The 25,402-nt window shown below is 64.0% G+C and carries 25 protein-coding genes; 7 read left to right on the forward strand and 18 right to left on the reverse strand.

Annotated elements, in window-relative coordinates:
* Window positions 1-95: 95 nt before the first annotated feature.
* The 3 genes from IGX34_RS07680 to IGX34_RS07690 are packed head-to-tail and all read left to right on the forward strand — an operon-like array spanning window position 96 to window position 3,033.
* Window positions 96-1,325, forward strand: coding sequence for a nucleoside recognition domain-containing protein (locus IGX34_RS07680; RefSeq protein ID WP_192555119.1), 1,230 nt, complete (start codon window positions 96-98; stop codon window positions 1,323-1,325).
* Between the two features lie 22 nt (window positions 1,326-1,347).
* A complete protein-coding gene (locus IGX34_RS07685) occupies window positions 1,348-2,223 on the forward strand; it encodes a methylglyoxal synthase (RefSeq protein ID WP_192555120.1) in 876 nt (291 codons plus the stop codon).
* Window positions 2,224-2,241: 18 nt separating this feature from the next.
* Entirely contained in the window at window positions 2,242-3,033 is a 792-nt protein-coding gene (locus IGX34_RS07690; RefSeq protein WP_192555121.1) for an NRDE family protein, read from the forward strand.
* Window positions 3,034-3,162: 129 nt separating this feature from the next.
* Here the strand turns inward: IGX34_RS07690 and IGX34_RS07695 are convergent, their stop codons facing one another.
* On the reverse strand, window positions 3,163-3,564 hold the full coding sequence (locus IGX34_RS07695; protein ID WP_192555122.1) for a YchJ family protein: 402 nt from the start codon (window positions 3,562-3,564) through the stop codon (window positions 3,163-3,165).
* A gap of 174 nt (window positions 3,565-3,738) precedes the next feature.
* Here IGX34_RS07695 and IGX34_RS07700 point away from each other — a divergent pair, with 174 nt between their 5' ends.
* Window positions 3,739-5,661, forward strand: a complete 1,923-nt coding sequence (locus IGX34_RS07700) for a CocE/NonD family hydrolase (RefSeq protein ID WP_192555123.1) — start codon at window positions 3,739-3,741, stop codon at window positions 5,659-5,661.
* A 22-nt stretch (window positions 5,662-5,683) separates the two neighbouring features.
* Here IGX34_RS07700 and IGX34_RS07705 read toward each other — a convergent pair whose 3' ends face one another.
* The 10 genes from IGX34_RS07705 to IGX34_RS07745 form a co-directional block, all read right to left on the reverse strand.
* Complete coding sequence (locus tag IGX34_RS07705) at window positions 5,684-6,280, reverse strand: DUF938 domain-containing protein (protein ID WP_192555273.1); 597 nt, start codon at window positions 6,278-6,280, stop codon at window positions 5,684-5,686.
* The gene (locus IGX34_RS07710; RefSeq protein WP_192555124.1) at window positions 6,280-6,477 is read right to left on the reverse strand and encodes a hypothetical protein; all 198 of its coding nucleotides are present in this window, start codon (window positions 6,475-6,477) and stop codon (window positions 6,280-6,282) included. Before IGX34_RS07710 ends, IGX34_RS07705 begins: the two co-directional genes overlap by 1 nt.
* Before the next feature lie 81 nt (window positions 6,478-6,558).
* Window positions 6,559-7,134, reverse strand: coding sequence for an NnrU family protein (locus tag IGX34_RS07715; protein WP_192555125.1), 576 nt, complete (start codon window positions 7,132-7,134; stop codon window positions 6,559-6,561).
* Window positions 7,135-7,189: 55 nt separating this feature from the next.
* Window positions 7,190-7,750, reverse strand: coding sequence for a HutD/Ves family protein (locus IGX34_RS07720; protein ID WP_192555126.1), 561 nt, complete (start codon window positions 7,748-7,750; stop codon window positions 7,190-7,192).
* A complete protein-coding gene (gene dinG / locus IGX34_RS07725) occupies window positions 7,747-9,849 on the reverse strand; it encodes an ATP-dependent DNA helicase DinG (protein WP_192555127.1) in 2,103 nt (700 codons plus the stop codon). Before dinG ends, IGX34_RS07720 begins: the two co-directional genes overlap by 4 nt.
* A 114-nt stretch (window positions 9,850-9,963) precedes the next feature.
* Complete coding sequence (locus IGX34_RS07730) at window positions 9,964-10,824, reverse strand: LpxL/LpxP family acyltransferase (protein ID WP_192555128.1); 861 nt, start codon at window positions 10,822-10,824, stop codon at window positions 9,964-9,966.
* A gap of 94 nt (window positions 10,825-10,918) precedes the next feature.
* Window positions 10,919-11,053, reverse strand: coding sequence for a hypothetical protein (locus IGX34_RS22340; RefSeq protein ID WP_274380819.1), 135 nt, complete (start codon window positions 11,051-11,053; stop codon window positions 10,919-10,921).
* Between the two features lie 412 nt (window positions 11,054-11,465).
* Window positions 11,466-13,103 (reverse strand): NAD(P)/FAD-dependent oxidoreductase, encoded by a 1,638-nt coding sequence (locus tag IGX34_RS07735; protein WP_192555129.1) that lies wholly within the window; start codon window positions 13,101-13,103, stop codon window positions 11,466-11,468.
* Between the two features lie 115 nt (window positions 13,104-13,218).
* Complete coding sequence (locus IGX34_RS07740) at window positions 13,219-13,866, reverse strand: DsbA family oxidoreductase (protein WP_425598782.1); 648 nt, start codon at window positions 13,864-13,866, stop codon at window positions 13,219-13,221.
* Window positions 13,867-13,992: 126 nt separating this feature from the next.
* A complete protein-coding gene (locus IGX34_RS07745) occupies window positions 13,993-17,025 on the reverse strand; it encodes a TonB-dependent receptor (RefSeq protein ID WP_192555131.1) in 3,033 nt (1,010 codons plus the stop codon).
* On the opposite strand from IGX34_RS07745, the gene IGX34_RS07750 reads away from it, so the two are divergent.
* Entirely contained in the window at window positions 17,024-17,443 is a 420-nt protein-coding gene (locus IGX34_RS07750) for a hypothetical protein (protein WP_192555132.1), read from the forward strand. The two genes, IGX34_RS07745 and IGX34_RS07750, sit on opposite strands and share 2 nt — an antisense overlap.
* Here IGX34_RS07750 and IGX34_RS07755 read toward each other — a convergent pair.
* From IGX34_RS07755 to folE, 4 genes are all read right to left on the reverse strand, one after another.
* The gene (locus tag IGX34_RS07755; RefSeq protein ID WP_192555133.1) at window positions 17,427-17,933 is read right to left on the reverse strand and encodes a DUF1993 domain-containing protein; all 507 of its coding nucleotides are present in this window, start codon (window positions 17,931-17,933) and stop codon (window positions 17,427-17,429) included. The genes IGX34_RS07750 and IGX34_RS07755 overlap by 17 nt on opposite strands.
* Window positions 17,930-19,285 (reverse strand): TCR/Tet family MFS transporter, encoded by a 1,356-nt coding sequence (locus IGX34_RS07760; protein ID WP_192555134.1) that lies wholly within the window; start codon window positions 19,283-19,285, stop codon window positions 17,930-17,932. The genes IGX34_RS07755 and IGX34_RS07760 overlap by 4 nt, the downstream gene beginning before the upstream one ends.
* 163 nt (window positions 19,286-19,448) lie before the next feature.
* On the reverse strand, window positions 19,449-19,775 hold the full coding sequence (locus tag IGX34_RS07765) for an EF-hand domain-containing protein (RefSeq protein ID WP_192555135.1): 327 nt from the start codon (window positions 19,773-19,775) through the stop codon (window positions 19,449-19,451).
* Complete coding sequence (folE, locus tag IGX34_RS07770; RefSeq protein WP_192555136.1) at window positions 19,775-20,377, reverse strand: GTP cyclohydrolase I FolE; 603 nt, start codon at window positions 20,375-20,377, stop codon at window positions 19,775-19,777. Before folE ends, IGX34_RS07765 begins: the two co-directional genes overlap by 1 nt.
* A gap of 139 nt (window positions 20,378-20,516) precedes the next feature.
* Between folE and IGX34_RS07775 the strand changes: the two genes are divergently transcribed.
* Window positions 20,517-21,341, forward strand: coding sequence for a shikimate 5-dehydrogenase (locus IGX34_RS07775; RefSeq protein ID WP_192555137.1), 825 nt, complete (start codon window positions 20,517-20,519; stop codon window positions 21,339-21,341).
* Between the two features lie 7 nt (window positions 21,342-21,348).
* Here IGX34_RS07775 and IGX34_RS07780 read toward each other — a convergent pair whose 3' ends face one another.
* Window positions 21,349-22,773: a DNA recombination protein RmuC gene (locus IGX34_RS07780; RefSeq protein ID WP_192555138.1), complete on the reverse strand. Its 1,425-nt coding sequence runs from the start codon at window positions 22,771-22,773 to the stop codon at window positions 21,349-21,351.
* 82 nt (window positions 22,774-22,855) lie between these two features.
* Between IGX34_RS07780 and IGX34_RS07785 the strand changes: the two genes are divergently transcribed.
* The gene (locus IGX34_RS07785) at window positions 22,856-23,509 is read left to right on the forward strand and encodes a Pr6Pr family membrane protein (protein WP_192555139.1); all 654 of its coding nucleotides are present in this window, start codon (window positions 22,856-22,858) and stop codon (window positions 23,507-23,509) included.
* 109 nt (window positions 23,510-23,618) lie between these two features.
* On the opposite strand, the gene IGX34_RS07790 is transcribed toward IGX34_RS07785, so the two are convergent.
* Both IGX34_RS07790 and IGX34_RS07795 read right to left on the reverse strand, forming a co-directional pair.
* On the reverse strand, window positions 23,619-24,791 hold the full coding sequence (locus tag IGX34_RS07790; protein ID WP_192555140.1) for a class I SAM-dependent rRNA methyltransferase: 1,173 nt from the start codon (window positions 24,789-24,791) through the stop codon (window positions 23,619-23,621).
* A 158-nt stretch (window positions 24,792-24,949) separates the two neighbouring features.
* Complete coding sequence (locus IGX34_RS07795; RefSeq protein ID WP_192555141.1) at window positions 24,950-25,387, reverse strand: hypothetical protein; 438 nt, start codon at window positions 25,385-25,387, stop codon at window positions 24,950-24,952.
* Window positions 25,388-25,402 lie beyond the last annotated feature (15 nt).

Genomic DNA, 25,402 nt, shown 5'->3' on the forward strand with positions numbered 1-25,402 from the left:
ACTGGAATCACGGCGGTGACGCCATGCATTGGCCTGCGCGCGCCAGTGACCGACAATGCCCGCATGCCCCTGCCATCTCCCAGCACTGCACCAGCATGCTGAGCCGCCTCTGGTTCGGCTTCTTCCTTGCCGCCACCCTGGCGGCCCTGGCGCGCTGGCTGGTCGGCGGCGACGAAACAGTATTCGCGGCCATTGTCGGCTCGCTGTTCGAGATGGCGGATTTGTCGGTCAAAGTGATGCTGCTGTTGTTCGGCACGCTGACCTTGTGGCTGGGTTTCCTTGCCATCGCCGAGCGTGCGGGCCTGGTCGATGGCCTCGCGCGCCTGCTGGGCCCCTTGTTTGCGCGCCTGATGCCGGAGGTGCCGCGCGGGCATCCGGCGATCGGCCTGATCACGCTGAATTTCGCCGCCAACGCATTGGGCCTGGACAATGCCGCCACGCCGATCGGGCTGCGCGCGATGCGCGAGCTGCAGACGCTCAATCCTTCCGACAGCACTGCCAGCAATGCGCAGATCCTGTTCCTGGTATTGAACGCATCCTCGCTGACGATCTTGCCGGTGACCGTGTTCATGTACCGCGCGCAGGCCGGTGCGCAAGATCCGACCCTGGTGTTCCTGCCGATCCTGCTGGCGCATTTCGCCTCCAACCTGGTCGGATTGCTGTCGGTGGCGTACATGCAGCGTCTGCGCCTGTGGGATCCGGTGGTACTGGCGTGGCTGCTGGGAGGTGCTGCGGTGCTGGCCGCGTTCCTCGCCTTGCTCGTGTCGTTGACGGCGACGGCGCTGGCCTCGTTGTCGTCGCTGCTGGGCAATCTCGCTTTGTTCGGCATCATCATCGTGTTTCTGTGTGCCGGCGCGTACAAGCGGGTGCCGTTGTTCGAAAGCTTTGTCGATGGTGCGAAACAGGGCTTCGACGTATCGAAAGAATTGCTGCCGTACCTGGTGGCGATGCTGTGCATGGTCGGTGTGCTGCGTGCCTCCGGCGCGCTGGATTTTGCGTTGGACGGCATCCGCTGGCTGGCGCAGCACGCGGGCATGGACACGCGCTTCGTCGATGCCCTGCCCACCGCGCTGGTCAAGCCGTTTTCCGGCAGTGCGTCGCGCGCGATGCTGATCGAAACCATGCATCATTCGGGGGTGGACAGCTTTCCCGCGCTGGTCGCGGCGACGGTGCAGGGCAGCACCGAAACCACCTTCTATGTGGTGGCCGTCTATTTTGGTGCCGTGGGTATCCGGCGCGTGCGCCATACCGTGGGCTGCGCGCTGCTGGCGGAGCTGGCCGGCGTGCTCGCGTCGATCGGCGTGTGCTATTGGTTCTTCGGTTGAGTCGACAAACAGGGGATAAGCAATGCGAATGGGTCTGGCTGCCAACGCGATTCATCACGATCACGATGATGCGGCCCTGTTTCGATGGCTGCGCGCCAGCGAGCGTGGCATCCGCGAATTGAACCTGGGTCTGCATGCGGTAGGGCGCACGTATGCGGCCATTGCGCGGCAAGGCCTGCTCGCCGATTACCCCGGCCTGGTGCGCTATCCCTATGGCCACGAAGGCGGCCTGATGAAGCTAGTGGCGGAAGTGGTAGGCATGCCGCAGCCGGGACGCATGCTGGATGGTGCGATCTACCTGATCAATCCGGTCGATCCTTCCTCGACATTTCCCGAAGCGGTGGCCTTGAAGCGCCAGTGCGTGATTCACCAGAAACCGTTTATTTCCACGGTAGCTTCGGCGCGCGACTGGATCGAGGTCGAACGCATTCACGCCGGCCTGGCGCCGGATCCGGGTGCCGACGGGCTGTATGCGCTGGAACAGCAGACCATCGCAATGATCGCCCACGATGCGATGAAGCCGCAGATGATGGCCTACGCCACCGATCACTTCGATGTGCTGTCGCGCTTTGCGCGCCGCGTCGCCACCGGTACCACCGGCCAGCAGTTGAATGAGTTGGCCTGGAGTCGCGGCTGGCCGCAGGACCAGCTGTGGGTGCAGCGGTTCCAGAGCGGCCCGATGGGTGGCGATGCACAGATCGCCGACATGGTGTTGGAGCGTTGCTGTCAGCGCGCGATCTTTTTTGAAGACCCACATGTCGCGCGCCAGCATGAAGCGGATATCCAGCTGCTGGAACGCGCCGTTACCACGGTTACCGATGAAACCGTATGCATGACGGCGCCGCGGGTGGCCCATCGCTGGGCCGAGGCAGTGCGGCAGCGCTCCGCGCGCCGATGAGCTAACATCGCCAGTCCTATGTGCCTGATCGCCTTCGCCTGGCAAGCCCATCCCCGCTGGCGCCTGTTGCTGGCCGGCAATCGCGATGAATATCACGCGCGTCCCAGCGCTGCGCTGGCGCGCTGGGACGATCTGCCGATCGTCGGCGGCCGCGATCTGGAGGCGGGCGGCACCTGGCTCGGTGTGACCGAAGCGGGCCGCTGCTGCGTGGTGACCAATGTGCGTGATCCGCGCGATCCGCAGCAGGGCACTTCACGCGGCCTGCTGGCTACCGATTATCTTGCCGGTGCGAACGATGCGAGCGCGCATGCGCAAGCGCTGCTGGCCGCCGCATCCGCATATCGGCCGTTCAACCTGCTCACCTTCGATGAAGAGCATGGTTTTTATCTCGGCAATCGCCCGTCGGCGCGTGCGCAATGGATTGCACCTGGCGTGCACGGGCTTTCCAATGCGGACTTCAATACGCCGTGGCCGAAGACCAAGGCCTTGATGCGGCGTTTGCAGGCGTGGCTGGATGCCGGGCATGAAGTGGATTTCGCACCGCTGTTCCGCGCGCTGGCGAATGAGCAGCATGCGCCGGATGAATTGCTGCCCGATACCGGTGTGGGTGTCGAGCTGGAACGCTGGCTGTCGTCGGCATTTATTCGCGGCGAGCAATACGGCACGCGCGCCTGCACGGTGGTGGCGATCGGCTATGACGGCAGGGGCATGATCGTGGAGCGGCGCTTCGGCCCGAACGGGCGTTTTGAAGGCGAAAGCGAGCTTTCGTGGCAGGCCCCGTCCGACCTGCCCATGCGCCGGCTGGGCTAGGTTGCGTAGGTTGGGTTAGCGCAGCGTAACCCAACAAATGCTCGGTCGAGCACGAGTGCTGGAGGCTATGGGCGAGGGTGTAGATTTTGTTGGGTTACGCTGCGCTAACCCAACCTACACGGGTGCGGCTCAGCTTTCCGGGAACTGGCCGTCCAGGTAATACCAGCGTCCCTGCTCGCGCACGAAGCGGCTGATCTCATGCATGCGCTGCGCCTTGCCGCCGCCGTAGCGCAGCCGGGCGATGAATTCCACGGTGGCATGCTCGCCATCCTGCTCGTGCCGGCGCACCTCCAGCCCCAGCCAGGTCGGTGCGGGCTGCTGCGCGGCGAGCTTCAGGCTGGCCGGGCGCGTGCTGGCGTGCCAGGTGGCCAGCAGATAGTCCTCGCGCTTGAGCACATAGGCGCTGTAGCGCGAACGCATCAGGACCTCGGCACTGGTCGCCGCCTCGCCCGCATGCAGCGGGCCGCAGCAGCGCGCGTAGCCGGCGCTGTTGCCGCAGGGGCAGGGCGTTAGCGTGTCGATGGCCTGCAAGCGCGTGCTCCGGTGGGGAGAGCGCTCATGCTAATGCAAGGCTTATCTAGGCAGAAAGTCATGCATGGCTTTTGGCCTGGATCGCTTAAAGTCGAGCGGCTGCCGGGAGAGCAGCTTCCAGACATCGATGGCACTCGCCGCCTTCAGAGTGGGGCGGCCGTTGCGGAGATCCCCATGCACGCACTTCGTTCCCTGTTTTCCGCCACTGCGCTCGCGCTGGCCTTGTCCGCGGCCGTTCACGCGCAGACCGCGCCGATGACGCCCGATATTCCCACCGGCTTCACCGCACCCACCAGCGCCAACGACTACATCAAGCGCGTGGTGATGATCCCGATGCGCGATGGTGTGAAGCTGCATACCGTCATCGTGATCCCGAAGGGCGCGCATAACGCGCCGATCCTGCTGACCCGCACGCCGTACAACGCGGATGGACGCGCCCAGCGCAACGACTCGCCGCGGATGCTCGATCTGCTGCCGCAGGGCGACGAGGTATTCGTCAAGGCCGGCTATATCCGCGTGTTCCAGGATATCCGCGGCAAGTACGGCTCCGAAGGCGACTACGTGATGACGCTGCCGCTGCGCGGCCCGCTCAACAGCGGCAAGGTGGATGAATCCACCGATGCCTACGACACCATCGACTGGCTGTCGAAGAACATTCCCGAGTCGAACGGGAAGATCGGCATGCTCGGTTCCTCGTATGAGGGCTTTACCGTGGTGATGGCGCTGATCAATCCGAACCCGGCGCTGAAAGTGGCCGCGCCGGAAAGCCCGATGGTGGATGGCTGGATGGGCGACGACTGGTTCCACTACGGTGCCTTCCGCCAGAACAACCTGGACTACATCACCGAGCAGACTACGCAGAAAGGCACGGGCTACACGATCCCGCGCGAAGGGTTGGACGACTACACCAATCTGCTGCGCGCCGGCTCCACCGGCGATTTCGCGCGCGCCAACGGACTGGATGGACTGCCGTTCTGGCGCAAGATCCACGAACATCCGGCCTACGATGCGTTCTGGTCGAACCAGGCGCTGGACAAGATCCTTGCCAAGCAGCCGCTGAAAGTGCCGGTGATGTGGGAGCAGGGCCTGTGGGACCAGGAAGACATGTGGGGCGCAATCCACAGCTACGAGGCGCTGGAGCCGAAAGACACCGGCAACAACATGAACTACCTGGTGATGGGCCCGTGGCGGCATAGCCAGGTCAACTACGACGGCAGCACGCTGGGGCCGATGAAATGGGATGGCGATACCGCGCTGCAATTCCGCCGCGACGTGCTGCTGCCGTTCTTCAATCAATACCTCAAGGACGGTGCGCCGAAAGCGAATACGCCGCCGGTGCTGATCTACAACACCGGTGAAAACCATTGGGATCGCTTCAAGCATTGGCCGCTGTCCTGCGCGCAGGGCTGTACGTCCAAGCCCAAGCCGCTGTATCTGCAAGCGGATGGGAGCCTGTCCTTCGATGCGCCCGCGGCCGGCGCTACGCAGTACGACGAATACATTTCCGATCCGGCCAAGCCGGTGCCGTACATTCCGCGTCCGGTGGTGCCGACCGATCACGAGGCGTGGACGCACTGGCTGCTCGACGACCAGCGCTTCGTCGACGGTCGCCCGGACGTGCTTACCTATGTCAGTGCGCCGCTGAGTACGCCGCTGCATTTGGGCGGCGCGCCGCAGGTGAACCTGGTGGCTTCCACCAGCGGCACCGACAGCGACTGGGTGGTGAAGATCATCGACGTCTATCCCGACACGGTGCCTTCCAATCCGTCGATGGGCGGCTATGAACTGCCGATTTCGCTGGACATCTTCCGCGGCCGCTACCGCACCAGCTTCGAGCATCCGCAGGCGATCGAGGCGAACACGCCGCTGTTGTACAGCTTCGGCCTGCCGACGGTGAACCATGTATTCCAGCCGGGGCACCGCATCATGGTGCAGGTGCAGTCGAGCCTGTTCCCGCTGTACGACCGCAATCCGCAGACCTTCGTGCCGAACATCTTCGATGCCAAGCCGGGCGACTACGTGAAAGCCACCCAGCGCGTGTGGCACGCGCCGGACCACGCCAGCTTCATCAGCTTGCCGGTAGTGTCGGGGCAGTAAGAACCGTGTGCCGGCGCAGTGCTCAGGCGCTGCGCCGGCGCCACAGCCGCAGGTAGTTGTTGGCGGGCATGGCGACATCTTCCGCCAGTTCGAAACCGGCGGTAGCAGCAAGCTCGTCCACTGCGGCGGCATCGCGGATGCCCATGTGCGGCGCGCGCATTTTCAGCTCGCGATCGAAGGCGGCATTGCTGTCGCTGGTGAATTGGCCGTCGCGATTGAACGGCCCGTAGATCGCCACGCAGGCATCGTCGGTGGTGACCTGCGGCAGCGCGGCGAACATCTGCTGCACTTCGTGCCAGGCCATGATGTGCAAGGTGTTGGCGCTGAATACCGCGTCGTAGCGCCATTGCGGCCAGCTGCCGGTGACGTCGAGCTGCAGCGGCGCCGGTGCATTGGGCAGTGCGGCGGCATCCAGCCATAGGCGAATACCGGGCAGATGTTCCGCGCGATCGGAGGATTGCCAGATCAAATGCGGCATGGCCTGGGCGAAATGCGCCGCATGCTGGCCGGTACCGCTGCCGATTTCCAGCACATGGCGCCGATCGGCGAACCACTCGCGCAGTTGCGCCAGGATCGGCGCGCGATTGCGTTCGCTCGCCGGCGAGTAGGGCTTTTCGATCAAGCCGGGCGTCCGCGCAGTACGCGCGCCGGCAGCATCAGCATCGCGCCGAGCAGCGAGAACACCGCAGTAACGGTGATGCCGAGCAGGCGGAACGGCAGCAACAGCAGCCACACGATGGGATACAGCACCAGCGCCAGCAGCGCGAGCGGCCAGCACACCACCAGCAACAGCAACCAGAGCAGGAAACCGACCATGTGCATCACCATGACGACGGGTTGAGTAGCCGACTCTAGCGCAGGCGACCCGGCCGGCGTAGATGACTGCCGGCACCCCGTTCAGACCAGCGGGCTGACGCCGATCAGCCGGCTGTGCAGCCAGAACGCGAACAGTGCCCAGGCCGCTACGCCGATCGCCACGGTAACGATGTCGCCCTTGATCGAGCCGGCCCGATAGACCGTTCCCGCGCGCCGGTCGCGGCTGCGCGAGATCGTGAACAGTGCGATCGACCAGCACAGGAACGGCACGAACAGCACCAGGTCATGCAACATGCCGGTAGCCAATAAGTGACCGAACGACCATGCGCCCGCCGACAGCGCCTGTGGATGGCCCAGCTTCGAGCGGAAATGATTGCCGGGCACATAGGGCGCCACGAACAACACCAGCGCCACCAGCATGAACAGCGCGTTGAGATGCATCAGCCACACTGGCGGCAGGTAGATCGGGGTTGGATGCTGGCGCGCGTGGCCGAAGCCGACCACGATCAGCACGATGCCGATCAGCGAGAGCAGGGCATAGAGGCCCTTATAGGGCATGCCCATGCGCGCGACCAGCCGATTGCGCCAGTCGTTGGCGACCAGGCGGATGGAATGCACGCCGAGAAAGACGATCAGGCCGAGGATCAACACAAGCATGGTGAGATCTCCAGATGGGTACGCTTGATTCGCTCTATAGGGAGCGGCACCTACGCTAATTGCCGCGCGATTCCACTCGCGCCACAAGTGCCAACGCCCCCGGATTCATCGTGATACGCCCGATCGAGCGCACCGGCAGCCATGCATCGCCCGGCTGCAGGCGTCCCTCGGAGGTATCGATATGGCCTTGCGCGCAATAGATCAGCACCACCGCATCGTCGACCACCTGGCGGCCGGGCTCATCCCATACCACCAGTTCGCCGTGCACCTTCGACCGCCGCAGCATCAGATTGAAATCGCGGGTGGGACCGCCATTCAACGTGACTTCCACCTGTGCTTCGCCGGCAAATGCAAACGGCGAGAACTTTGTGGCGAGCGCATGCATGCTGCCATCGTCGAGCTTCATCACGAAGCCTGCGCCTTCGAGCAAGGCGATATGCCGGTCGATACCCGGGAACGCCGAGAACGGCGCGGCGCTATCGACCTCGGCCACGCTTACGCGCCAGTCGAATTCGTCCATGCCGGCGCCGACCGGATGCACGGCGAGCTCGCGCGTGCGGCCCATGCCGTTTTTCCAGGGTGTTGCGACACACTCGCGCAAGCGGATGATGCTCATGCCGTACGCTCGATCACGCGTTGGAAAGGTGGCAACGCTTTTAGCATCTGGCTGCCGTACTGGCGCGTAACCACGCGGCGGTCGAGCAGCACGATGCGGCCGCGATCGGTTTCGCTGCGGATCAGGCGTCCGCAGTACTGGGTCAGCAGGCGCGTGGCTTCGGGTACCGCCACTTCGATAAAGGGATTGCGTCCGCGCGATTCCAGCCACTCGGCATAGGTGGCGCCGACCGGATCGGTCGGTACCGCAAACGGCAGCTGCGTAATCACTACGGTTTCGCACAGCTTGCCGGGCAGATCCAGGCCTTCGCCGAAGGACGCCAGGCCGAACAGCGTGCTGCCCTTGCCGGCCTCGATCGCCGCGGTGTGTTCGGCGATCAACTGCGTCTTGCCGAGCGAGCCTTGCGCGCGCACCTTGCGCACCTTGTCGATCGGCAGCCGCTGCAGCACGCGCTCGAGCTTTGCGCGCGAGGTGAACAGCACCAGGTTGCCGGCGTCCCAGTCCAGATGTTCGGCCAGCCAGTCGGTAATTTCCTGGGCGTGCTGTTCGCGCGCATCGGGCATGGCGGCGATGGCCGGTACTTCCAGCCGCGCCTGCGCGTTCAGATCGAACGGCGAGGGCAGACTGATGGTGACGGCGTCGTCGGGCAGGCCTACCGCATCGGCGAAACCGCGAAAATTGCCGCCTGCACTGAGGGTGGCCGAGGTCATCACCGCGGCGCTCGCGTTGTCCCACAGGATGTGGCGCAGCAAGGCGCCGGCCGATACCGCCGAGGCGTGACAGACCAGCTGCTGGTCGGGCGACAGCGTGACCCAGCGCGCCAGCGGCGGCAGGTGCTCGGGATCTTCGCCGGCCCACGCGCGCCAGGTACGCACCTGGCGGTCGATGCGCTCCAGCGCCATGCCCAGTTCGCGCGACAGCGCTTCCTGGGTAGGGCCGCCTTCGCTCATCTCGGTGACGGTACGGCGCACGGCGGTGAGCCAGCGCTGGATTTCCGCGCTGGCGAGAAACAGCAGGTTGGCCTGCTGCACCCATTGCTCCGGCAGCTGTCCCAGCGAGCCGCGATACATCGGTTCGGTTTCGGCGGGATCGGGCAGCCAGGACTGGCGGATATCCTTTTCCAGCTCCTCCAGCGCGTTGCTCAGTTCCTGCAGTTTTTCATCGCCCACATCGAGCGTGAGCTTGCCGATCACTTCCTTGTCGGTCAGCGAATACGCCGCGTGCACCTGCCGCCCGAGCCGACTGATCTGGCGCACGGCATGGCCCAGTGCCACCTCCGACGCGCCGCGGTCGATGGTCTTGTTCGGCATGTGGTGCGCTTCGTCGAACACGTACAGCGTTTCTTCCGGCTTGGGCAGGAATACGCCGCCCCAGCTTTCTTCACCACTGGATAGGGTGAGATCGGACAGCACCAGGTCCTGGTTGGCGACGATGATGTCCGCGTCGGCCACCGCGCGGCGCGCGGCGAAGAACGGACACAGCATGAAATGCCCGCAACGGCGGCCGGTGCAGCCGCCAGCGCTGGTGGTGATCAAGGCACGCAGCATGTCGCCCGGTGTTTCCGGCGCGGCATCCATGTCGCCGTTCCATTCATTGCGCTCGAACGCATCGGTGAGCTTGCGCATCACCTGCTTGTCGCGCTCGGCCGGCGGCTTGCTCCACAAGGCCAGATCGTTGTCGAAACCCAGGCCCATCTGGTCGGCGCCGCCAAGGCTGCCGGCGGCCATCTGCAAGTTGCGCGGGCACAGATAACGTCCGCGGCCCTTGGCCAGCGCCACCTTGGCCTCGGTGCCGTTGAGCTTGAGATAAAGCGGGATATCGCGTTCGACCAGCTGTTCCTGCAAGGCCACCGTGGCGGTGGCGATCAGCAGCTTTTTCTTCTGCGCCCTGGCCACTTCGACACCGGCGATCAGATAGGCCATCGATTTGCCGGTACCGGTCGGCGCTTCGATCACCGCCGCACCCGCTGGCTGCGCCAAGGCCTTGGCCACTTCGGCAATCATGCGCAGCTGCGCCGGCCGCCCGCGGAAGCCCGGCAGGCCATCCTTGATGCGCGTGTAGGCGCCACGGATGGCGTCCTTGGCAGTGTCGGTGAGCATGGATAGATAAGGTGCGAGGCGAAGCTGCTGCCCATTCTCGCATATCGGCGCCGGCACCCGCGGAGACCTGTTGCGTAGCCATGGCGGACAAGGCATGGCGCCTTGGCGGGGGCCTCAAGGTCGATGAGCCATATTCCAGCGCGCCCATAGATTCGACCAACCCATCCATTGCCCCGGGTAGCTGCGTACCAATTGGCTGAAGTAATCGTTGACTCGCTGGCTCGCCTGTTCACCCGACAGCGAACGAAGATCGAGGGCTTCACCGATATCCAGCACCTGGCTGCCGTCCCTATAGATCGATGCGGTAGGCACCACGATCGCGCCGGCCCGTTGGCCCAGGCGGTACAGCGCTCCGGGTGATGCGGCCGGTTTGCCCAGGAAATCGGTATACAGGTCCGTGTCGGCGCCGTAATAGCAATCGAGCATGGTCGCCACGGTCCCCCCGCGCCCTAGCTGCCTGAAAATACGTAGCGCGACGGTACTCTCGGCGGATCCTACGACCTGGATGGGAAAGCCGCAGGCGAGCGAGATTTTCTCGAACAGTCGCAATCCTGGCCGCGGATCGCCGGCTGCGACGACCAGCAACTCTTTTACCCATCCCTTCATTGCCAGCAAGGCGAAGAACATGAAGCCGAAATACGAGCAGCCAAATAACAGTGGTCGCCCATCTTGGACATATCTGCGAACGGCTGCGTAGTTGATGTCGTGTTCGCAAATGGTGGGGGCGAGCTTGCCGATGTCATGCGGGTCGGCATGGGCAAGAAACATCTGGTCCGCCATGAATCTTGCGCGTACCAGGCTGATATCGCGCAGCGTTTTGCGTGAGTAATGGCCTGCCTGCCGCAATGCGCTTTCGGCATCTTGCAGATAGTGTGCATGCTCGTTCGAAGTATGGAGTTTCCGCGCTGCGATTAGCGGCAATACATGGCGAGCAAGATGCGGGTGGTGCTTGATGAGCAAGGGGGCGAATTTCAAAAATGTTTCCTTGTCGCTGGCATGTGTCGCGCAATACGCAGGTGCGTATTGCACGTGGCCAGCTATGCCGGCCACGTGCAATCCATACAGACACTTACCAATGCATGGCGCAGCAGGGGCAGCCGACCCTGCTGGCCACGGTGTTTGCATGAGCGATCACCGGTAGCGACAAGGCGGCGACGCCGGCGAGTGACGCGATGCGGCGCCAGGTGTTTGCGAATAGCTTCATGGAAATCTCCTGATGTGTTTCGGCGTTTGCGCGGGATGCGAACGTCGGGCGACGATGATCAGAACGCGCTCCAGCCCGTGTCCCAGCAAGGGCATCCACGTGCGGAAAGGGTGCTCGATGCTTGCGCAATGGCTGGCAAAGGCGTCGCAGCCACGCTTGCGGACAATGCAAGGTGGTGCCAGATCCTGGCGGGTAACTTCATCATTGTTCTCCGTATCTAGCGATCGAATGAGGTTCGCGGCAGCAGGCTGCAGCCGCTCATCCAGCATTGCGATACGGTCTGTGCTTCACAATCGGAGAAGTGCGCGTACCCGGGTCGTTGTTCGCGGAAAGCTTGTAAGGCTTTTCTTAAGCTTCACACTGTCGGCGTCGCATTCATGGAATCGCCACTACGTTTGCCATTCGAACACTTTCAGGCTTTTGTGCCGATCGCCAGCGCTACCGCCTCTGCGATACGGATGCCGTCCACGCCGGCAGAAAGAATGCCGCCGGCATAACCGGCGCCTTCGCCGGCGGGAAACAAGCCGCGGGTGTTGAGGCTCTGGTAATCGTCGTCGTTGCGGCGGATGCGTACTGGTGAGGAGGTGCGTGTTTCCACGGCGGTAAAGATCGCATCGGGGCGACCGAAGCCCTTGATCTTGCGGTCGAAGGCCGGCATCGCTTCGCGGATGGCTTCAATCGCATAGTCCGGCAGTGCGCCGGCCAGGTCGGTGAGATGGACACCGGGCTTGTAGGAAGGTTGGACTTCGCCGAACGCGCTGGATGGCCGGCCGGCAAGAAAATCGCCGAGCAATTGCCCCGGCGCTTCGTACGTACCGCCGCCGAGTTCGAACGCGCGGCTTTCCCAATGGCGTTGCAGGGCGATGCCGGCAAGCGGGCTGCCGCTGTTGTCGTACGGCGTGAAATCGGCCGGATCGATGCCGACCACGATGGCGGCATTCGCATTGCGCTCGTTGCGCGAATACTGGCTCATGCCATTGGTAACCACGCGGCCCGGTTCGCTGGTGGCGGCCACCACGGTGCCCCCGGGGCACATGCAGAAGCTGTAGACCGAACGCCCGTTGCGGCAGTGATGCACCAGCTTGTAGTCGGCGGCGCCGAGCAGCGGATGGCCGGCCTGCGGGCCGAAGCGGGCCTGATCGATCAGCGACTGCGGATGCTCCACGCGAAAGCCGATCGAGAACGGTTTGGCTTCCAGGTAGACGCCGCGCCGGTGCAGCATTTCCACGGTGTCGCGGGCGCTATGGCCAAGCGCGAGCACTACGTGGTCGGTGCGGATCTGCTCGCCGCTGGCCAGCATCACGCCGCGCACGTGGCGCGTGCCTTGTGCATCGGTCTCGACCAGCAAGTCGTCGACGCGCTGCTGGAAGCGGATCTCGCCACCCAGCGCCTCGATCGTGTTGCGCATGTTTTCCACCATCGTCACCAGGCGGAAGGTGCCGATATGTGGCTTGCTTACATAGATGATTTCTTCCGGCGCGCCGGCCTTCACGAACTCGGTGAGCACCTTGCGGCCGTAGTGGTGCGGATCGGAAATCTGGCTGTAGAGCTTGCCGTCGGAAAACGTGCCGGCGCCGCCTTCGCCGAATTGCACGTTCGACTCCGGATGCAGGTTGCGCTTGCGCCACAGATCCCAGGTGTCCTTGGTGCGCTCGCGTACTGCCTTGCCGCGTTCGAGGATGATCGGGCGGAAGCCCATCTGCGCCAGCAGCAGGCCGGCGAACAGTCCGCAAGGGCCCAGGCCGATCACGACAGGACGATGTGCCGCTCCCTCCGACGCCTTGGCGACAAAGCGGTAGTCGGTGTCGGGGGTGGGACGTACATGCGGATCATCGGCAAAGCGCTGCAGCAGCTTTGCCTGGTCGGCAACCTCGACATCGAGCGTGTAGATCAGCTGGATGTTGCCGCGTTTGCGCGCGTCGTGGCCGCGGCGGAACACGCTATAGCTGCGGATAGCCTGGGCGCCGATATGCAGCTTGGCGCGGATGGCCGCGGGCAGCGCATCTTCGGCGTGATCCAGGGGCAGCTTGATATCGGTGAGTCGCAGCATGCGGGGCAGGGCAAATGAGACGGTGGGCTATTGTCTCAAAGCTGGCCGCAAACCGCTGCGTACCGTGTTTTGCCCCCTCGCCCCGGGTTCCGCAGGGGCGGGGGGGCAAAGCGCATCAACCTTCGGCGGCGACCTTCTGCAGAATCTCCTCGAACGCTTCCGGCGGCTGGCCACCCTGGATCAGATACTTTTCGTTGATGATCACCGAGGGTACGGCGCGGATGCCCTGCGACTGGTAGAAGCGCTCCTGCTCGCGCACTTCCTCGGCAAAGCGGTCGCTGTCCAGCAACTGGCGCGCCTGGGCGGCGTCCAGCCCGGCCTCGCCGGCCACGCGCGCCAGCACCTCATGCGAGCTGACATTCTCGCCATGGCTGAAATAAGCCTGCAGCAAGGCTTCCTTCAGCGCCTGCTGCCGACCTTGCTCGCCGGCCCAGTGCAGCAGCCGGTGCGCATCGAAGGTGTTGTAGATGCGGCTGCGCTTGTCCATGTTGAAGGTGAAGCCCAGCGCTGCGCCGCGCTCGCGGATGCCAGCCTGGTTCTTGGTGATCTGCTCCGGCGTGCTGCCGTATTTGTGCGCCAGGTGCTCGGTGATGTCCTCGCCTTCCGGCACCATCTGCGGATTGAGCTCGAACGGCTGGAAATGCAGCTCGGCGCTGACCGTGCCGTCCAGGTTCTTGAGCGCCTGCTCCAGCGATTTCAGCCCGACCGCGCACCAGGGGCAGACGACGTCGGATACAAAGTCGATTTTCAGGTGCTTGGTCACGGCGGCTCTCCGGTGGCGAAGGCCCGAAGATGGGGGCGCGGCCATGGCCAATCAATGCGACCCGGCCCCAAACAAGCAGGGCCGGCGATGCCGGCCCTGCGATCGATGTGCCCCTCGTCCAGTGGCTTACCAGTCGTAGCTGGCCGACACGCGCACATAGCGCGGGTCTTGCAGATACAGCGGCATGCCGTAGGTATTGGAGACCGTATACGGTGCCGTTTCATAGGTGGCATCGAGCACCGTGGCCTTGCGCTCGTTCAGTACGTTGAACACGTCCAGGGTCAGCGCCAGCTTCTTGTCCGCAAAGGCGGGCTGGTAGGTGACGCCGAGATTGAGCTGCCTGGTCCAGGGCAGGCGGCCGAGGCTGCCCAGCGGCGTGGGGCTGCCCGCGCAATAGCGATAACGCGAGCCGTACAGCGTCGGATCCGATTCATTGCTGCCGTAGTAGCCGAGGCAGGCCTTGGGGGCGCCGGACATCAGCTGAAGCGAACCGGAGACCATCCATTCCGGCGAAATCAGGTAGGCACCGTAAGCCTTGAACTGATGCGTGCGATCGTTGGACAGCACGCCATTGCTGTTTTCCATCAACTGCGCGAAGTCCCAGTCCTGGGTCTTGGAAATATCCTTCTGGCCCTGGGTGGACAGCACCTGTCCCTCGGTATTGCCGTAGTTGCGCGAGAAGGTGTAGTCGATGCGGCCCTGCCACTTGCCGTCGAAGGGGTGTTCCAGGAACAGATCCAGCGCGTAGTACTTGCGCTTGGCTCCTTCATTGAAGCCCCAGTCGCGATTGCTCATGGTGACTTCGCTGTAGCCGATGCCGTTGCTGTTGGGCAGCAGGAAGGTATTGCTCCTGCCGGGATTGAAAATCCAGCAGCCGCCGGGGATGGTGATCTTGCTGACATCGATGCCCTGCGCCGTGGCGGCTTTCTCCAGTGCGCCGGCATCGCACACGTCATCGATGGCGGCCTGCAGCTTGCGCACGGTCAGCTTGGCGCCGTAGACCCAGTTGCTGCCGAGGGTTTTACTGAAGCCGAGGATGGCCTCGTCCTGATATTGCGAGCGCAGGTTCTTCGCCGTCACCGTGTGGGGATCCGGCGTCTGGCCGTATTCGTTGTTGGCGGAAACGGGCCCTGGACCGAGCGGCTTCAGGCCGGTCGGTGCGCCGGTGACCGGATCGATGCCGCCGTAGGTGAAATATTCCTTGGTATAGGTGGAAGCGGATGCGCCGCGCACGGCCACGCTGTTGGGCAGGGCCAGGTAATAGCGCCCCAGGTTGCCGAACAGCTTGAAGCTGGCATCGCCGAACACGTCCCAGCTGAAGCCAAGCCGCGGCGCCCACTGGGCGGTGTTGTGGACGAAGGCCTGGTGCGCGGAGTTGTAGTTGGTGAACTGGTCGTTGCGCAGGCCGATGTTGAGCAGCCAGCGGTCGTTGATCTGCCAGCGGTCTTCGATGTACTGCGCTTTTTGATCCACCGACATGTTGGTGGTGGAGTCGAAGACATACTTGTAGGCGTAGTAACCCTGGCCGCCCGGTGCGCCGATGCCGAAGCTGCTGTTCAGCGGCTTGCTGGGATCGGCGGCCTTGCTGTAATACCAGGCGTAACCGGGGCCGAATACCCGCATGCCTTCGTCATGCGCATTGCTGCTGATGTTGTCGATACCGGCCGACAGCAGATGATCGCCCAATTTGTATTCAAGATCGGCGCGCAGGCCGCGGCTGCTGTAACGCGCGTCCGGTGCTTTCACGTCGCGTGTGGTGATGCCGTTGCGGATCGGCGTGCCGCCGGTGATGGTCGGATCCTGGTCGGTGACGCCGGCGAGGTAGGTGAGGCTGGGATTGGCGCCCGGATATTGCTGGAAGTCGATGGCGCGGTTCACGCCGTAGGTGGCCGAGAAGGTCAGGTCTTCGGTGATATAGCTGGTGAATTTGCCGGTGTAGATGTCCGAGCCGGCCTTGGTCCAGGCGTTGTGTCCAAACAAGGCACCTTGCTGGCCGGTGGTGTAGTCGTACGCATACAGGTTGCTGTTGTAGGAATTCTTGTTGGAGATATTGGTCAGCTCGAGGATGTTGCTGTCGTTGATGTTCCAGTCGAGCTTGACGTAATGCTTGGGCAGGCTATAGCTGTAATGATCGACGTTGGGCTGGGCCGATGCGATGTTCGAGGTCGACTTTCCATCCTGCTTCTGCGCCTCGACCGCTGCGAACAGGAACAGCGTGTTCTTGATCAGCGGGCCGCCAGCATAGGCATCGTAGGTGGTGACGGTGCGCGTGTTGTTCTTTTGCGCGCGGTAGATCGTTCCCGGCAGCTTGTCGTTGGTGTAGCCGAAGCCGACCGGTAGCGGGCGATCCGGGTAATACACGTTCCTGGGATCGGAGGCCAGCGCGCTGGGCGACCACTGCACCTGCACGCCAAAGTGCCATTCGTTGCTGCCGCGCTTGCCGATCTGGTTGATCACGCCGCCGGTGGAGCGGCCGTACTTGGCGCTGTAGCCGCCGGTGAAGATTTCCTGCTGGTCGATCGCGCCGTAGGGCAGGCCGATGCCGCCCAGGCCGTTGAGCGGATCGGTGGTGTTGTAGCCGTTGATGTAATACGCGTTTTCGGACACGGAAGCGCCGCCGAAGGACACCAGCGGATTGCCGGTCGGTCCGGTGAAATAGCTGCTGCCGCCGACCACACCCGGCGCCAGCAGCGCAATCGCTTCGGCCGAGCGGCCGAGCGGAAGCTGCGCCAGATCCTTGGCGGTGATGACGGTGCGTGAATCCACCGTGCTGACATCGATCGGCGGCAACGCCGAGGCGCTGACGCTCACGGCCTGAAGGGATTTGGCATTCGTCTGCGAAGCAAACGAGACATCGGCGCTGGCATTCACCACTACCTGCACGTTGCTGCGCGTATCGACCACGCTGCCGGCGTTTTGCAGGGTTACCGTGTAATTGCCGACCGGCAGACTGGTGATGGTGTAGTGCCCGCCGGCGTCCACGCTGGCCTTGCGGCTTACGCCGGTATCGCTGGTGGCGATGACGGTGCTGCCCGGTTGCGCCTGCCCGGCAATACCGCCGGTGGTCGACTGCGCGGACACGTCAGTCATGCCCAGCGCCATTGCACATGCCAGTGCGAGCAGCTTGTAGCCATGCCGTGGGTGATGTTCTGCCTTCATGCTTGCGTTCTCCCTGCTTGGAATGATGTCGACCGCATGCCTGAGCGCAGGCAATGCCTCCCCTTGGATCGCCGCGGCGATCGGTGTCGACGTGAATGAGTTCGAAGGTTTTCCCCCGCGGCACCCGCGTCAGTGGCGGGTGAATCGGGTCCGCGCATTAACACCTGTTAAAAAAGGCGTAACAATCGGATTGATCGCAAACTCACTGCAGAAAGTGATGTTGTGCATGCCGGCGGCGATGCATCGTGCAGCGGCGCAGTGGCAATGCTGCGCAAGCACAAAAACAAAATGGCGCGGTCGGTGCCGCGCAAGCACAAAAAACGGCGCGGTCGAAGCCGCGCAAGCAAAAAAAAACGGCGCGGTCGAAGCCGCGCCGTTGCTGTTGCATGGGTTATGTCTGATCAGGGCTTGCCGATGAAATCCTGCTTGCCGATATCGGCGCCGGCTTCGCGCAGGATGTTGTAGGCGGTGGTGCTATGGAAGAACAGGTTGGGCAGTACGAAGTGCAGCAGATAGGCCTCGCCTTCGAAATCCTGCGTGCCGTTGCGTGTCTTGATCGTCACGGTGCGCGTTTCGCAACCGTCGAGCTGTTCGGGCTTGAAGCTCTTGATGTAGTCGACGGCGCGCTCGATGCGGTTGTACAGCTCGTGGAACGAGGTTTCGTTGTCCTCGAATTTCAGCGGGTCGACGCCGGCCAGGCGCGCGGTGCCGTTCTTGGCCATGTCGGTGGCGATCTGCACCTGCTTCACCAGCGGCAGCATGTCGGCGATCAGGCGCGTCTGCAGGATGGTCGAATCGTCCACGTTCTTGGCCTTGGCGTGCGCCTCACCCTGCTTCAGCACGTGCTGCAGGTTGTTGAGTGCGCGCAGGAATACGGGGACGGCGACCTGGTACATCGAGATGCTCATGGGGATGACTCCGGTTGATCGTGAGGATGATGCTCGTGGGCGATGACGTCGGCCACGGGGGAAAGCTCGCCGTGCGCCGGCATCGACGGATGTTCAGATGCTGTCGCCGCCTGCACCGGCTGAACGTGGCGGATGGCATAGCTGGCAAGGATGGCCGCACCCACCAGCAGCAAGGCGGCCAGCACAAAGGAGATGCCGGGCAGGTGCATCGGCGCGTGGTCGCTGATGAACAGCGCGAACAGGTTGGCGAACACCGCCGGACCGAAAATACCGGCGAGACTGGCCAGGCTGGTCAGGGCGCCTTGCAGGCGGCCCTGTTCGTGCGGATCCACCTGCTGGGTCATCAGCGCTTGCGCGGGCGGCCCCGACAAGCCACCCAGACACAGGAACGGAATGCCGAGCAGGAACACCCATCCGACCGATGCCAGTCCGAACAGCAAGTAGCCCAGCACGCACAGCGACAGGCCGATCATGATCAGCCGCCGTTCGCCCAGGCGGGGCATCAGCTGCCGCACCAGCACTGCCTGCACCACGCCGCTACACAGGCCGACCAGGCCGAGCGTAAAGCCCACTGCCTGCGGGCCCCAGCCATAGCGGTAATCGGTGTACAGCACATAGGTGGAATTGAGCGAAAACTGCGCCAGATTGATCAGGAAGACCACCGCGGCGAAGGCGAACACTTGCGGATAGCGGCGCAACAGCACCAGCGCACCGAACGGGTTGGCATGGCGCCAGTTGAAATGCCTGGTGCGCTGCTCCGGCGGCAGCGATTCGGGCAGCACGAAGAAGCCGTAGCAGAAATTGATCAGCGACAGCACGGCCGCCACCCAGAACGGCAGGCGCAGGCCGATATGCCCGAGGAAGCCGCCCAGCGCCGGACCGATGATGAAGCCGACGGCGAAGGCCGCGCCCATCATGCCGAATGCGGCGGCACGCCGTTCCTTCGGCACGATGTCGGCGATATAGGCGTTGGAGGTGGAGAAACTGGCCGCGCAGATGCCGGATACGGCACGGCCCACGAACAGCAGCCACAGCGTTGGCGTCAGCGCCATCACCAGAAAATCCACGCCCAGGCCGAAGCTGGAAATCAGGATCACCGAGCGCCGCCCATAGCGATCCGACAGCGTGCCCTGCACCGGCGAAAACACGAACTGCATCAGCATGTAGACCGTGCCGAAGGCGCTGGTCCACACCGCGGCCTTGGCGATGCTGCCGCCGATCAGATCCACGATCAGGTGCGGCAGCACCGGAATGATGATGCCGAAGGCCAGCATGTCCAGCATCACCGTCACGAAGATGAAGGCGAGGGCGGCTTGGTGGCGGGGTGATGCGGTGGGCGGGGCGGAATCCATGCTGCGGGCGTGGCCAGTGCGGGCTAGGACAAAGGTGCAACGATAGCCGATGGCGGGCGGCTTGGCATGGGCGGTGCCCGCGCAAAAAGTCGCGCCGGCCCGGGAGATGCGTTATTTCACTTTTGCGTCATGCCGGCTTGCGCCAGCATGACAGCCCGGCGCCTTACTGCGGCGGCTGCAGCAGTTCCCGCTCGGTCAGGTAACCGTGGTGGTGATGGTCGAGCTTGCGGAATTCGCGGCGCAGATTGTCCTGCCACTCCTGCAAGGTCACGGGCTTGCCGTGGCCGCCGGGCAGTTCGTCCGCTTCCAGTACGCCGTCGTGGTTGCGGTCCAGGCGATAAAAGCCCTGGCTCATGTACGCCACGTACTCGGTTTCGCTGACGCGGCCGTCGCCGTTGCTGTCCATCGCCTGGAACAAGCTGCTGGCCGTGCCTTGTGCGCACACCGCCAGAGGCAGCCACAGCAGCCACGCCGCGACTGCCGCGCGCATCAGCGGCGGCCGCCGCGCAGGCCGATGAAGTCGAGGAATTCGGCGCGGGTGCGTGCGTCGTCGCGAAACGCGCCCAGCATCTGACTGGTCACCATCGAGACGCCGCGCTTGTGCACGCCGCGCGTGGTCATGCATTCGTGGCTGGCATCCACCACCACGGCCACGCCGGCCGGATGCAGGTTTTCCTGGATGCAGCGGGCGATTTCCGCGGTCATCTTTTCCTGCACCTGGAAGCGGCGCGCATAGGCGTCCACCACTCGGGCCAGCTTGCTGATGCCGACCACCCGGTTGGTCGGCAGATAGCCCACGTGGGCGCGGCCGATGATCGGCGCCATGTGGTGTTCGCAATGGCTTTCGAATTCGATATCGCGCAGCACCACCATCTCGTCGTAGCCGGCCACTTCCTCGAAAGTGCGGCGCAGGTATTCGCCCGGATCGGTCTGGTAGCCGCTGAACCAGTCGCGATAGGCCTTGACCACGCGGCGCGGCGTATCGATCAGGCCTTCGCGCTGCGGATCTTCGCCGGCCCAGCGCAACAGGGTGCGCACCGCTTCTTCGGCTTGCTCGCGGGTGACGTCGGTGGGCTCGTGATGCTCGCTCATGCGGCTTCCTTGATACGGGTTCAGACCGCTTATTGTAATGCTCGCGTCAAGCCTTGACGTGCCGGGGCGATCACTCCGGCACAAGCCCGCCCCGGCAGGGGGGGTATGATGGTCGGCCCCTGGCCCGTCCCCGCTCGCCATGACCCGCAGCATCAACCGCGATACCCAGTTGTGCATGTCCCTGTCTGGCCGTCCGGGCAATTTCGGCACGCGCTTCCAGAATTTCCTGTACGAGGCGCTGGATCTCAACTTCGTCTACAAGGCCTTTACCACCCGCGATCTGCCGGCGGCGATCGGCGGCATCCGTGCGCTGGGCATCCGCGGCTGCGCCGTCTCGATGCCGTTCAAGGAAGCATGCCTGCCGCTGGTCGATGCGATCGACGATTCGGCCCAGGCGATCGCCTCGATCAACACCATCGTCAACGACGACGGCGTGCTGCATGCCTATAACACCGACTACATCGCCATCCGCAAGCTGATCGAGCAGCATGGCCTGTCGCCCGATCTGCCGCTGGCGCTGCGCGGCAGCGGCGGCATGGCCAAGGCGGTGGCCTGCGCTTTTCGCGACGCCGGTTTCCGCCACGGGCAGATCGTGGCGCGCAACGAAGCGGCAGGGCGCAAGCTGGCCGAGGTCAGCGGTTTCTCATGGGCGCGCGATATGTCCGGTGTGCAGGCGCAACTGTTGATCAACGTGACGCCGCTCGGCATGGAAGGTGCCGAGGCGGATCAGCTGGCATTCGAGCGCATCGAGGTCGAGCACGCGCACGTGGTGTTCGATGTCGTGGCGCTGCCGCCGGAAACGCCGCTGATCAAGCTGGCGCGGGCGCTGCACAAGCCGGTGATCACCGGCGCCGAAGTGATCGTGCTGCAGGCCGTGGAGCAGTTCGTGCTCTACACCGGCGTACGGCCGGACGATGCGCTGGTTGCCAAGGCCGCAGCGCATGCCTTGGGCCAAGCTGCGTAGCTGGGACTCAATCTTCGGTCGTTTCTTCGTCGCCGACGATCGCATCACCCAGGAATTGCTGCGCCTGCTCGCCCGGCAATGATTCCACGTCGCGCAAGCGGCGCTCGATCGCGCGCGTGCGTACGCTGGTGGCATCGATATGCTTGCCGGCTTCGTCGAGCTTCTTGCGCACCATGCGCAGCACGTCGCCGAACTTGCCGAATTCGTTCTTGACGGCGCCAAGCAGCTGCCACACTTCGCTGCTGCGCTGCTGGATCGCCAGAGTACGAAAGCCCATCTGCAGGCTGTTGAGCAAGGCCGACAGCGTAGTCGGGCCGGCAATGGTGACGCGCTGTTCGCGCTGCAGGCTTTCGAACAGGCCGGGGCGGCGGATGATTTCCGCATACAAGCCTTCGGTGGGCAGGAACAGAATGGCGAAATCGGTAGTGGCCGGCGGCGCGATGTATTTGGCGCGGATGGTCTTGGCTTCTTCGCGGATATGCCGCTCCAGTGCCAGCGCGGCGCGCTCGACGCCCTCCGCGTCGGCCTGCTGTTGCGCATCGAGCAGGCGTTCGTAGTCTTCGCTGGGGAATTTTGCGTCGATCGGCAGCCAGACGTGATGATCGCGATCGCTGCCGGGCAGGCGCACGGCGAATTCCACGCGATCGTCCGAGCCGGGCACGGTGGCGACATTGGATGCGTATTGCTCCGGCGCCAGCATCTGCTCCAGCAGTGCGCTCAATTGCATTTCGCCCAGGATGCCGCGCGTTTTCACATTGCTCAGCACGCGCTTGAGATCGCCCACGCCGCTGGCCAGCGACTGCATCTCGCCCAGGCCGCGCTGCACCGCTTCAAGGCGGTCGGAAACCAGCTTGAAGGAATGACCCAGCCGCGTCTCCAGCGTGGCCTGCAGTTTTTCGTCCACCGTGGCGCGCATTTGTTCCAGCTTGGCGGCGTTGTCCTGCTGCATCGCGCTGAGCCGGGTTTCCAGCGTGCTGCGCACTTCGCCGAGCCGCGTTTCGCTGTTGGCGGTGAGTTCGCTCAGGCGCTGCTGTTGCTGTTCGCCGAAGCGTGCGAAGGTCGCAGCCAACTCCTCGCGGCCGCGGCGCGCATCTTCGGCCAGGCGCTGGGCCAGTGATTGCATGCCGTTGTCGGTGCGTTCGGTCAGCAGCTCCAGCCGCTGGCCGAACTGGCCGATGCGCTCCTGCTGCTGTGCGGCCATCGCATCGAGCTGCTCCTGTACCAGGCCGCGGAACTGCGCCAGCGCCTGGCTGAGTTCGCCGCGCCCGGCACGCTGCTCCTGCGCCAGCGCGTCGCGCAGATGGCGATTGTCGTCCTTCAGCGCATCCAGCCGCGCATGCAGTCCGCCATCGCCGCGACCACGCAACAGGAGCACTACCTGCAGCACCAGCAGCAGGACGGTCAGGGCCAGCAAGAGATCGATCAGGGGCATGGTGGATTCCGAAACAGTGCGGGGTACAGTTTACGCGCTGCGATATCAATCCTTGAGATCGACGTACCGACGGGGCCCGCGCATGCCAATTACCCATACGCTGAACGGCAAGACCCGCTGGCTGGCTGTGCTGATCGCGCTGGCCGGCTGGAGCGGCTTGCTGCTGCAATGGTATCTGCTGCAGCGTGCGGCGCAGACCGATGGCCGCGGCATCGGGCAGTTGCTGGTGGCGTATTTCGGCTATTTCACCATTCTCACCAATCTGCTGGTCTGCGCTGCCGTGAGCTGGCCGCTGGCGGCGCCGACATCGGCACCCGGCCGGTTCTTCCTGCGGCCCGCGGCGATCGGCTGGGTCACCGCCAGCATCGTCTTCGTCGGCCTGGCTTATCACCTGCTGCTGCGCCGGATATGGCAGCCGCAGGGCCTGCACTGGGTGGCCAATACGCTGCTGCATTACGTCACGCCAGGGCTGTTCGTGATCTATAGCCTGGCGATGTTGCGGGGGATTGCGCTGCGCTGGACGGCGCCGTTGTGGTGGAGCGGCTATCTGGTGGCTTACTTCGTCTACGCGCTGGTGCGTGGGGCTCTGATCGGCAGCTATCCGTATGGGTTTATCGATGTGGCGGCGCTTGGTTATGCGGTGACGATACGCAACGGGTGCTTTTTGCTGCTGGCGTTTTTGTTGCTGGGTTATGTGCTGATCGGTGCGTGGCGCCTGGGCTCGCGTCGATCGTAGGTTGGGTTAGCGCAGCGTAACCCAACGAATTCGCTACGAAGCGGCATCGTTGGGTTACGCTGCGCTAACTCAACCTACCCCTGCCTACCAAGCCATGTGCTGGTGGGGTTTAGTCGACGCGGCAGAACACGGCTTTCAGATAGCGACTCTCCGGCACATCTGTGCGCACCGGATGATCGGCCCCGGCGCCGCGCACTTCCAGCACCTGGATTTCGCGCCCTGCGTTCAAGGCCACACGTCGCAGCATTTCCAGGAAATCCGCCTCGCTGACCAGGCCGGTGCAGGAGCAGGTCAGCAGCAGGCCGCCGGGCGGGATCACGTCCAGCGCCAGCCGGTTCATGGCGAAGTATTTCTTCAGCGCATCGAGCACTTTGTTGCGATCGCGGGTGAGCTTGGCCGGATCGAGGATTACCGCGTCGTAGCGTTCGCCGCGCGCCACGGCCTGGCGCAGCCATTCGAAGATATCGGCCTGTTCGAAGCGAGCGGCCAGATGATTGGCCTGCGCATTGGCGCGGGCGATTTCGAGGATGCCCGCATCCATGTCCACGCCGGTGGCTTCGCTGGCGCCGCCGGCCAGCGCATGCACGGCGAAGCCGCCGGCATTGCAGCACAGGTCCAGCACGCGGCGGCCGCGCGCCAGCTCGGCAAAGCGCCGGCGGTTTTCGCGCTGGTCGGCGAAGAAGCCGGTCTTGTGGCCATAGCCGGGCGCCGCATGGAAACGCAGGCCGTGCTCGTGCACTTCCACGGGCGTAGGGGCTTCCATCGCGCGGCAGTCGAAAGATTCCTGCTTCTGCACATGACTTTCGGCAAACCAGTACAGGCGCGCACCCGGAAAATTGCGCAGCAGCGCCGCGTGGATGGCGTCGCGGAATTTCCACATGCCGGCGGCGAAATACTCGATCACCAGGATATCGGCGTAGCGGTCGACGATCAGTCCGGAAAGGCCATCGCCTTCGCTATGCACCACGCGCCAGGCGTCTGTGACGTTGTCGAGAGTGAGCAGCTGCCGGCGCAGCGCCACCGCGCGGTCGATGCGTGCGCCGATCCAGTCGGCATCGATCGCTTCATCCGCATCGGCGGTCAGCAGGCGCAGCGCGATGCGCGCATGCCCGTTCCAGAAGCCGCGCCCGACAAAGCGCTGCTTGGCGTCGACGACATCGACCACGCTGCCCGGTGGAATCCGCGATTCGGGCTTGTGCACCTGCGCCGACCAGACCCAGGGGTGGCCCGGCGTGCGGTCGGATTTCAGGCGGATAAGAGGCAGTTCGGCGGGGGTATTCATCCGCCCATGATAACCGCTACCCCGGCTTTTCCAGCGAAATCGCCCCACCCGCAGGTTGGGTTACCCCGGACTTGATCTGGGGGTAACCCAACAAAATCGCGCCAAACGCAGGCTTATCCCCGCATAAAGTCCGATGTAGCCCAGTGGACGCTAACAGCTCAACGCAGCTTCAGCACCAGCCACGACAGCAGCGCCAGCACGTTCACCCCCAGGCGGGAAACGCCGGGTCCCGAGAACGCCAGCATGAAGCGCTGGCTGCCGAACTGCCAGCTGAGCTCCGGCCGGGTGGGAATATGCAGCGCCGCGTACAGATCGATGCAGGCGCCGCAGTGCAGGGCATAGACGAAGATCGGCGTGGCGATCAGCGGCAGCTGCAGCAATTGCGCGATGCTGGAGAAGCGGATGCCGCGCTCGCTGTTTTCCAGCAGCAGCACGCCGGCCACCAGCACGAAGGCATACAGCGCAAACTGGATCAGCCCGATCGCTGCCGTATGCAGCGGTCCGATCGCCAGCAGGCGCGGCAGTACGGTGGCCATGCCGTAGAAGCCGCCGGCGACTTCCAGGATACCGATCAGGCGAAACAGGATCAGACGCATTCAACACCCCAGCAA

This window comes from Dyella acidiphila, assembly GCF_014863405.1.
GTDB classification, from domain to species: domain Bacteria; phylum Pseudomonadota; class Gammaproteobacteria; order Xanthomonadales; family Rhodanobacteraceae; genus Dyella_B; species Dyella_B acidiphila.

Bases quoted from the DNA above. Each gene is read 5' to 3' on its own strand.
- IGX34_RS07680 (WP_192555119.1), top strand. From the start codon at position 96: ATGCTGAGCCGCCTCTGGTTCGGCTTCTTCCTTGCCGCCACCCTGGCG.
- IGX34_RS07685 (WP_192555120.1), top strand. From the start codon at position 1,348: ATGCGAATGGGTCTGGCTGCCAACGCGATTCATCACGATCACGATGAT.
- IGX34_RS07690 (WP_192555121.1), top strand. From the start codon at position 2,242: ATGTGCCTGATCGCCTTCGCCTGGCAAGCCCATCCCCGCTGGCGCCTG.
- IGX34_RS07700 (WP_192555123.1), top strand. From the start codon at position 3,739: ATGCACGCACTTCGTTCCCTGTTTTCCGCCACTGCGCTCGCGCTGGCC.
- IGX34_RS07710 (WP_192555124.1), bottom strand. From the start codon at position 6,477: ATGGTCGGTTTCCTGCTCTGGTTGCTGTTGCTGGTGGTGTGCTGGCCG.
- IGX34_RS07715 (WP_192555125.1), bottom strand. From the start codon at position 7,134: ATGCTTGTGTTGATCCTCGGCCTGATCGTCTTTCTCGGCGTGCATTCC.
- IGX34_RS07720 (WP_192555126.1), bottom strand. From the start codon at position 7,750: ATGAGCATCATCCGCTTGCGCGAGTGTGTCGCAACACCCTGGAAAAAC.
- dinG (WP_192555127.1), bottom strand. From the start codon at position 9,849: ATGCTCACCGACACTGCCAAGGACGCCATCCGTGGCGCCTACACGCGC.
- IGX34_RS22340 (WP_274380819.1), bottom strand. From the start codon at position 11,053: ATGAAGCTATTCGCAAACACCTGGCGCCGCATCGCGTCACTCGCCGGC.
- IGX34_RS07735 (WP_192555129.1), bottom strand. From the start codon at position 13,103: ATGCTGCGACTCACCGATATCAAGCTGCCCCTGGATCACGCCGAAGAT.
- IGX34_RS07750 (WP_192555132.1), top strand. From the start codon at position 17,024: ATGCTTGCGTTCTCCCTGCTTGGAATGATGTCGACCGCATGCCTGAGC.
- IGX34_RS07745 (WP_192555131.1), bottom strand. From the start codon at position 17,025: ATGAAGGCAGAACATCACCCACGGCATGGCTACAAGCTGCTCGCACTG.
- IGX34_RS07755 (WP_192555133.1), bottom strand. From the start codon at position 17,933: ATGAGCATCTCGATGTACCAGGTCGCCGTCCCCGTATTCCTGCGCGCA.
- IGX34_RS07760 (WP_192555134.1), bottom strand. From the start codon at position 19,285: ATGGATTCCGCCCCGCCCACCGCATCACCCCGCCACCAAGCCGCCCTC.
- IGX34_RS07765 (WP_192555135.1), bottom strand. From the start codon at position 19,775: ATGCGCGCGGCAGTCGCGGCGTGGCTGCTGTGGCTGCCTCTGGCGGTG.
- folE (WP_192555136.1), bottom strand. From the start codon at position 20,377: ATGAGCGAGCATCACGAGCCCACCGACGTCACCCGCGAGCAAGCCGAA.
- IGX34_RS07775 (WP_192555137.1), top strand. From the start codon at position 20,517: ATGACCCGCAGCATCAACCGCGATACCCAGTTGTGCATGTCCCTGTCT.
- IGX34_RS07780 (WP_192555138.1), bottom strand. From the start codon at position 22,773: ATGCCCCTGATCGATCTCTTGCTGGCCCTGACCGTCCTGCTGCTGGTG.
- IGX34_RS07785 (WP_192555139.1), top strand. From the start codon at position 22,856: ATGCCAATTACCCATACGCTGAACGGCAAGACCCGCTGGCTGGCTGTG.
- IGX34_RS07790 (WP_192555140.1), bottom strand. From the start codon at position 24,791: ATGAATACCCCCGCCGAACTGCCTCTTATCCGCCTGAAATCCGACCGC.
- IGX34_RS07795 (WP_192555141.1), bottom strand. From the start codon at position 25,387: ATGCGTCTGATCCTGTTTCGCCTGATCGGTATCCTGGAAGTCGCCGGC.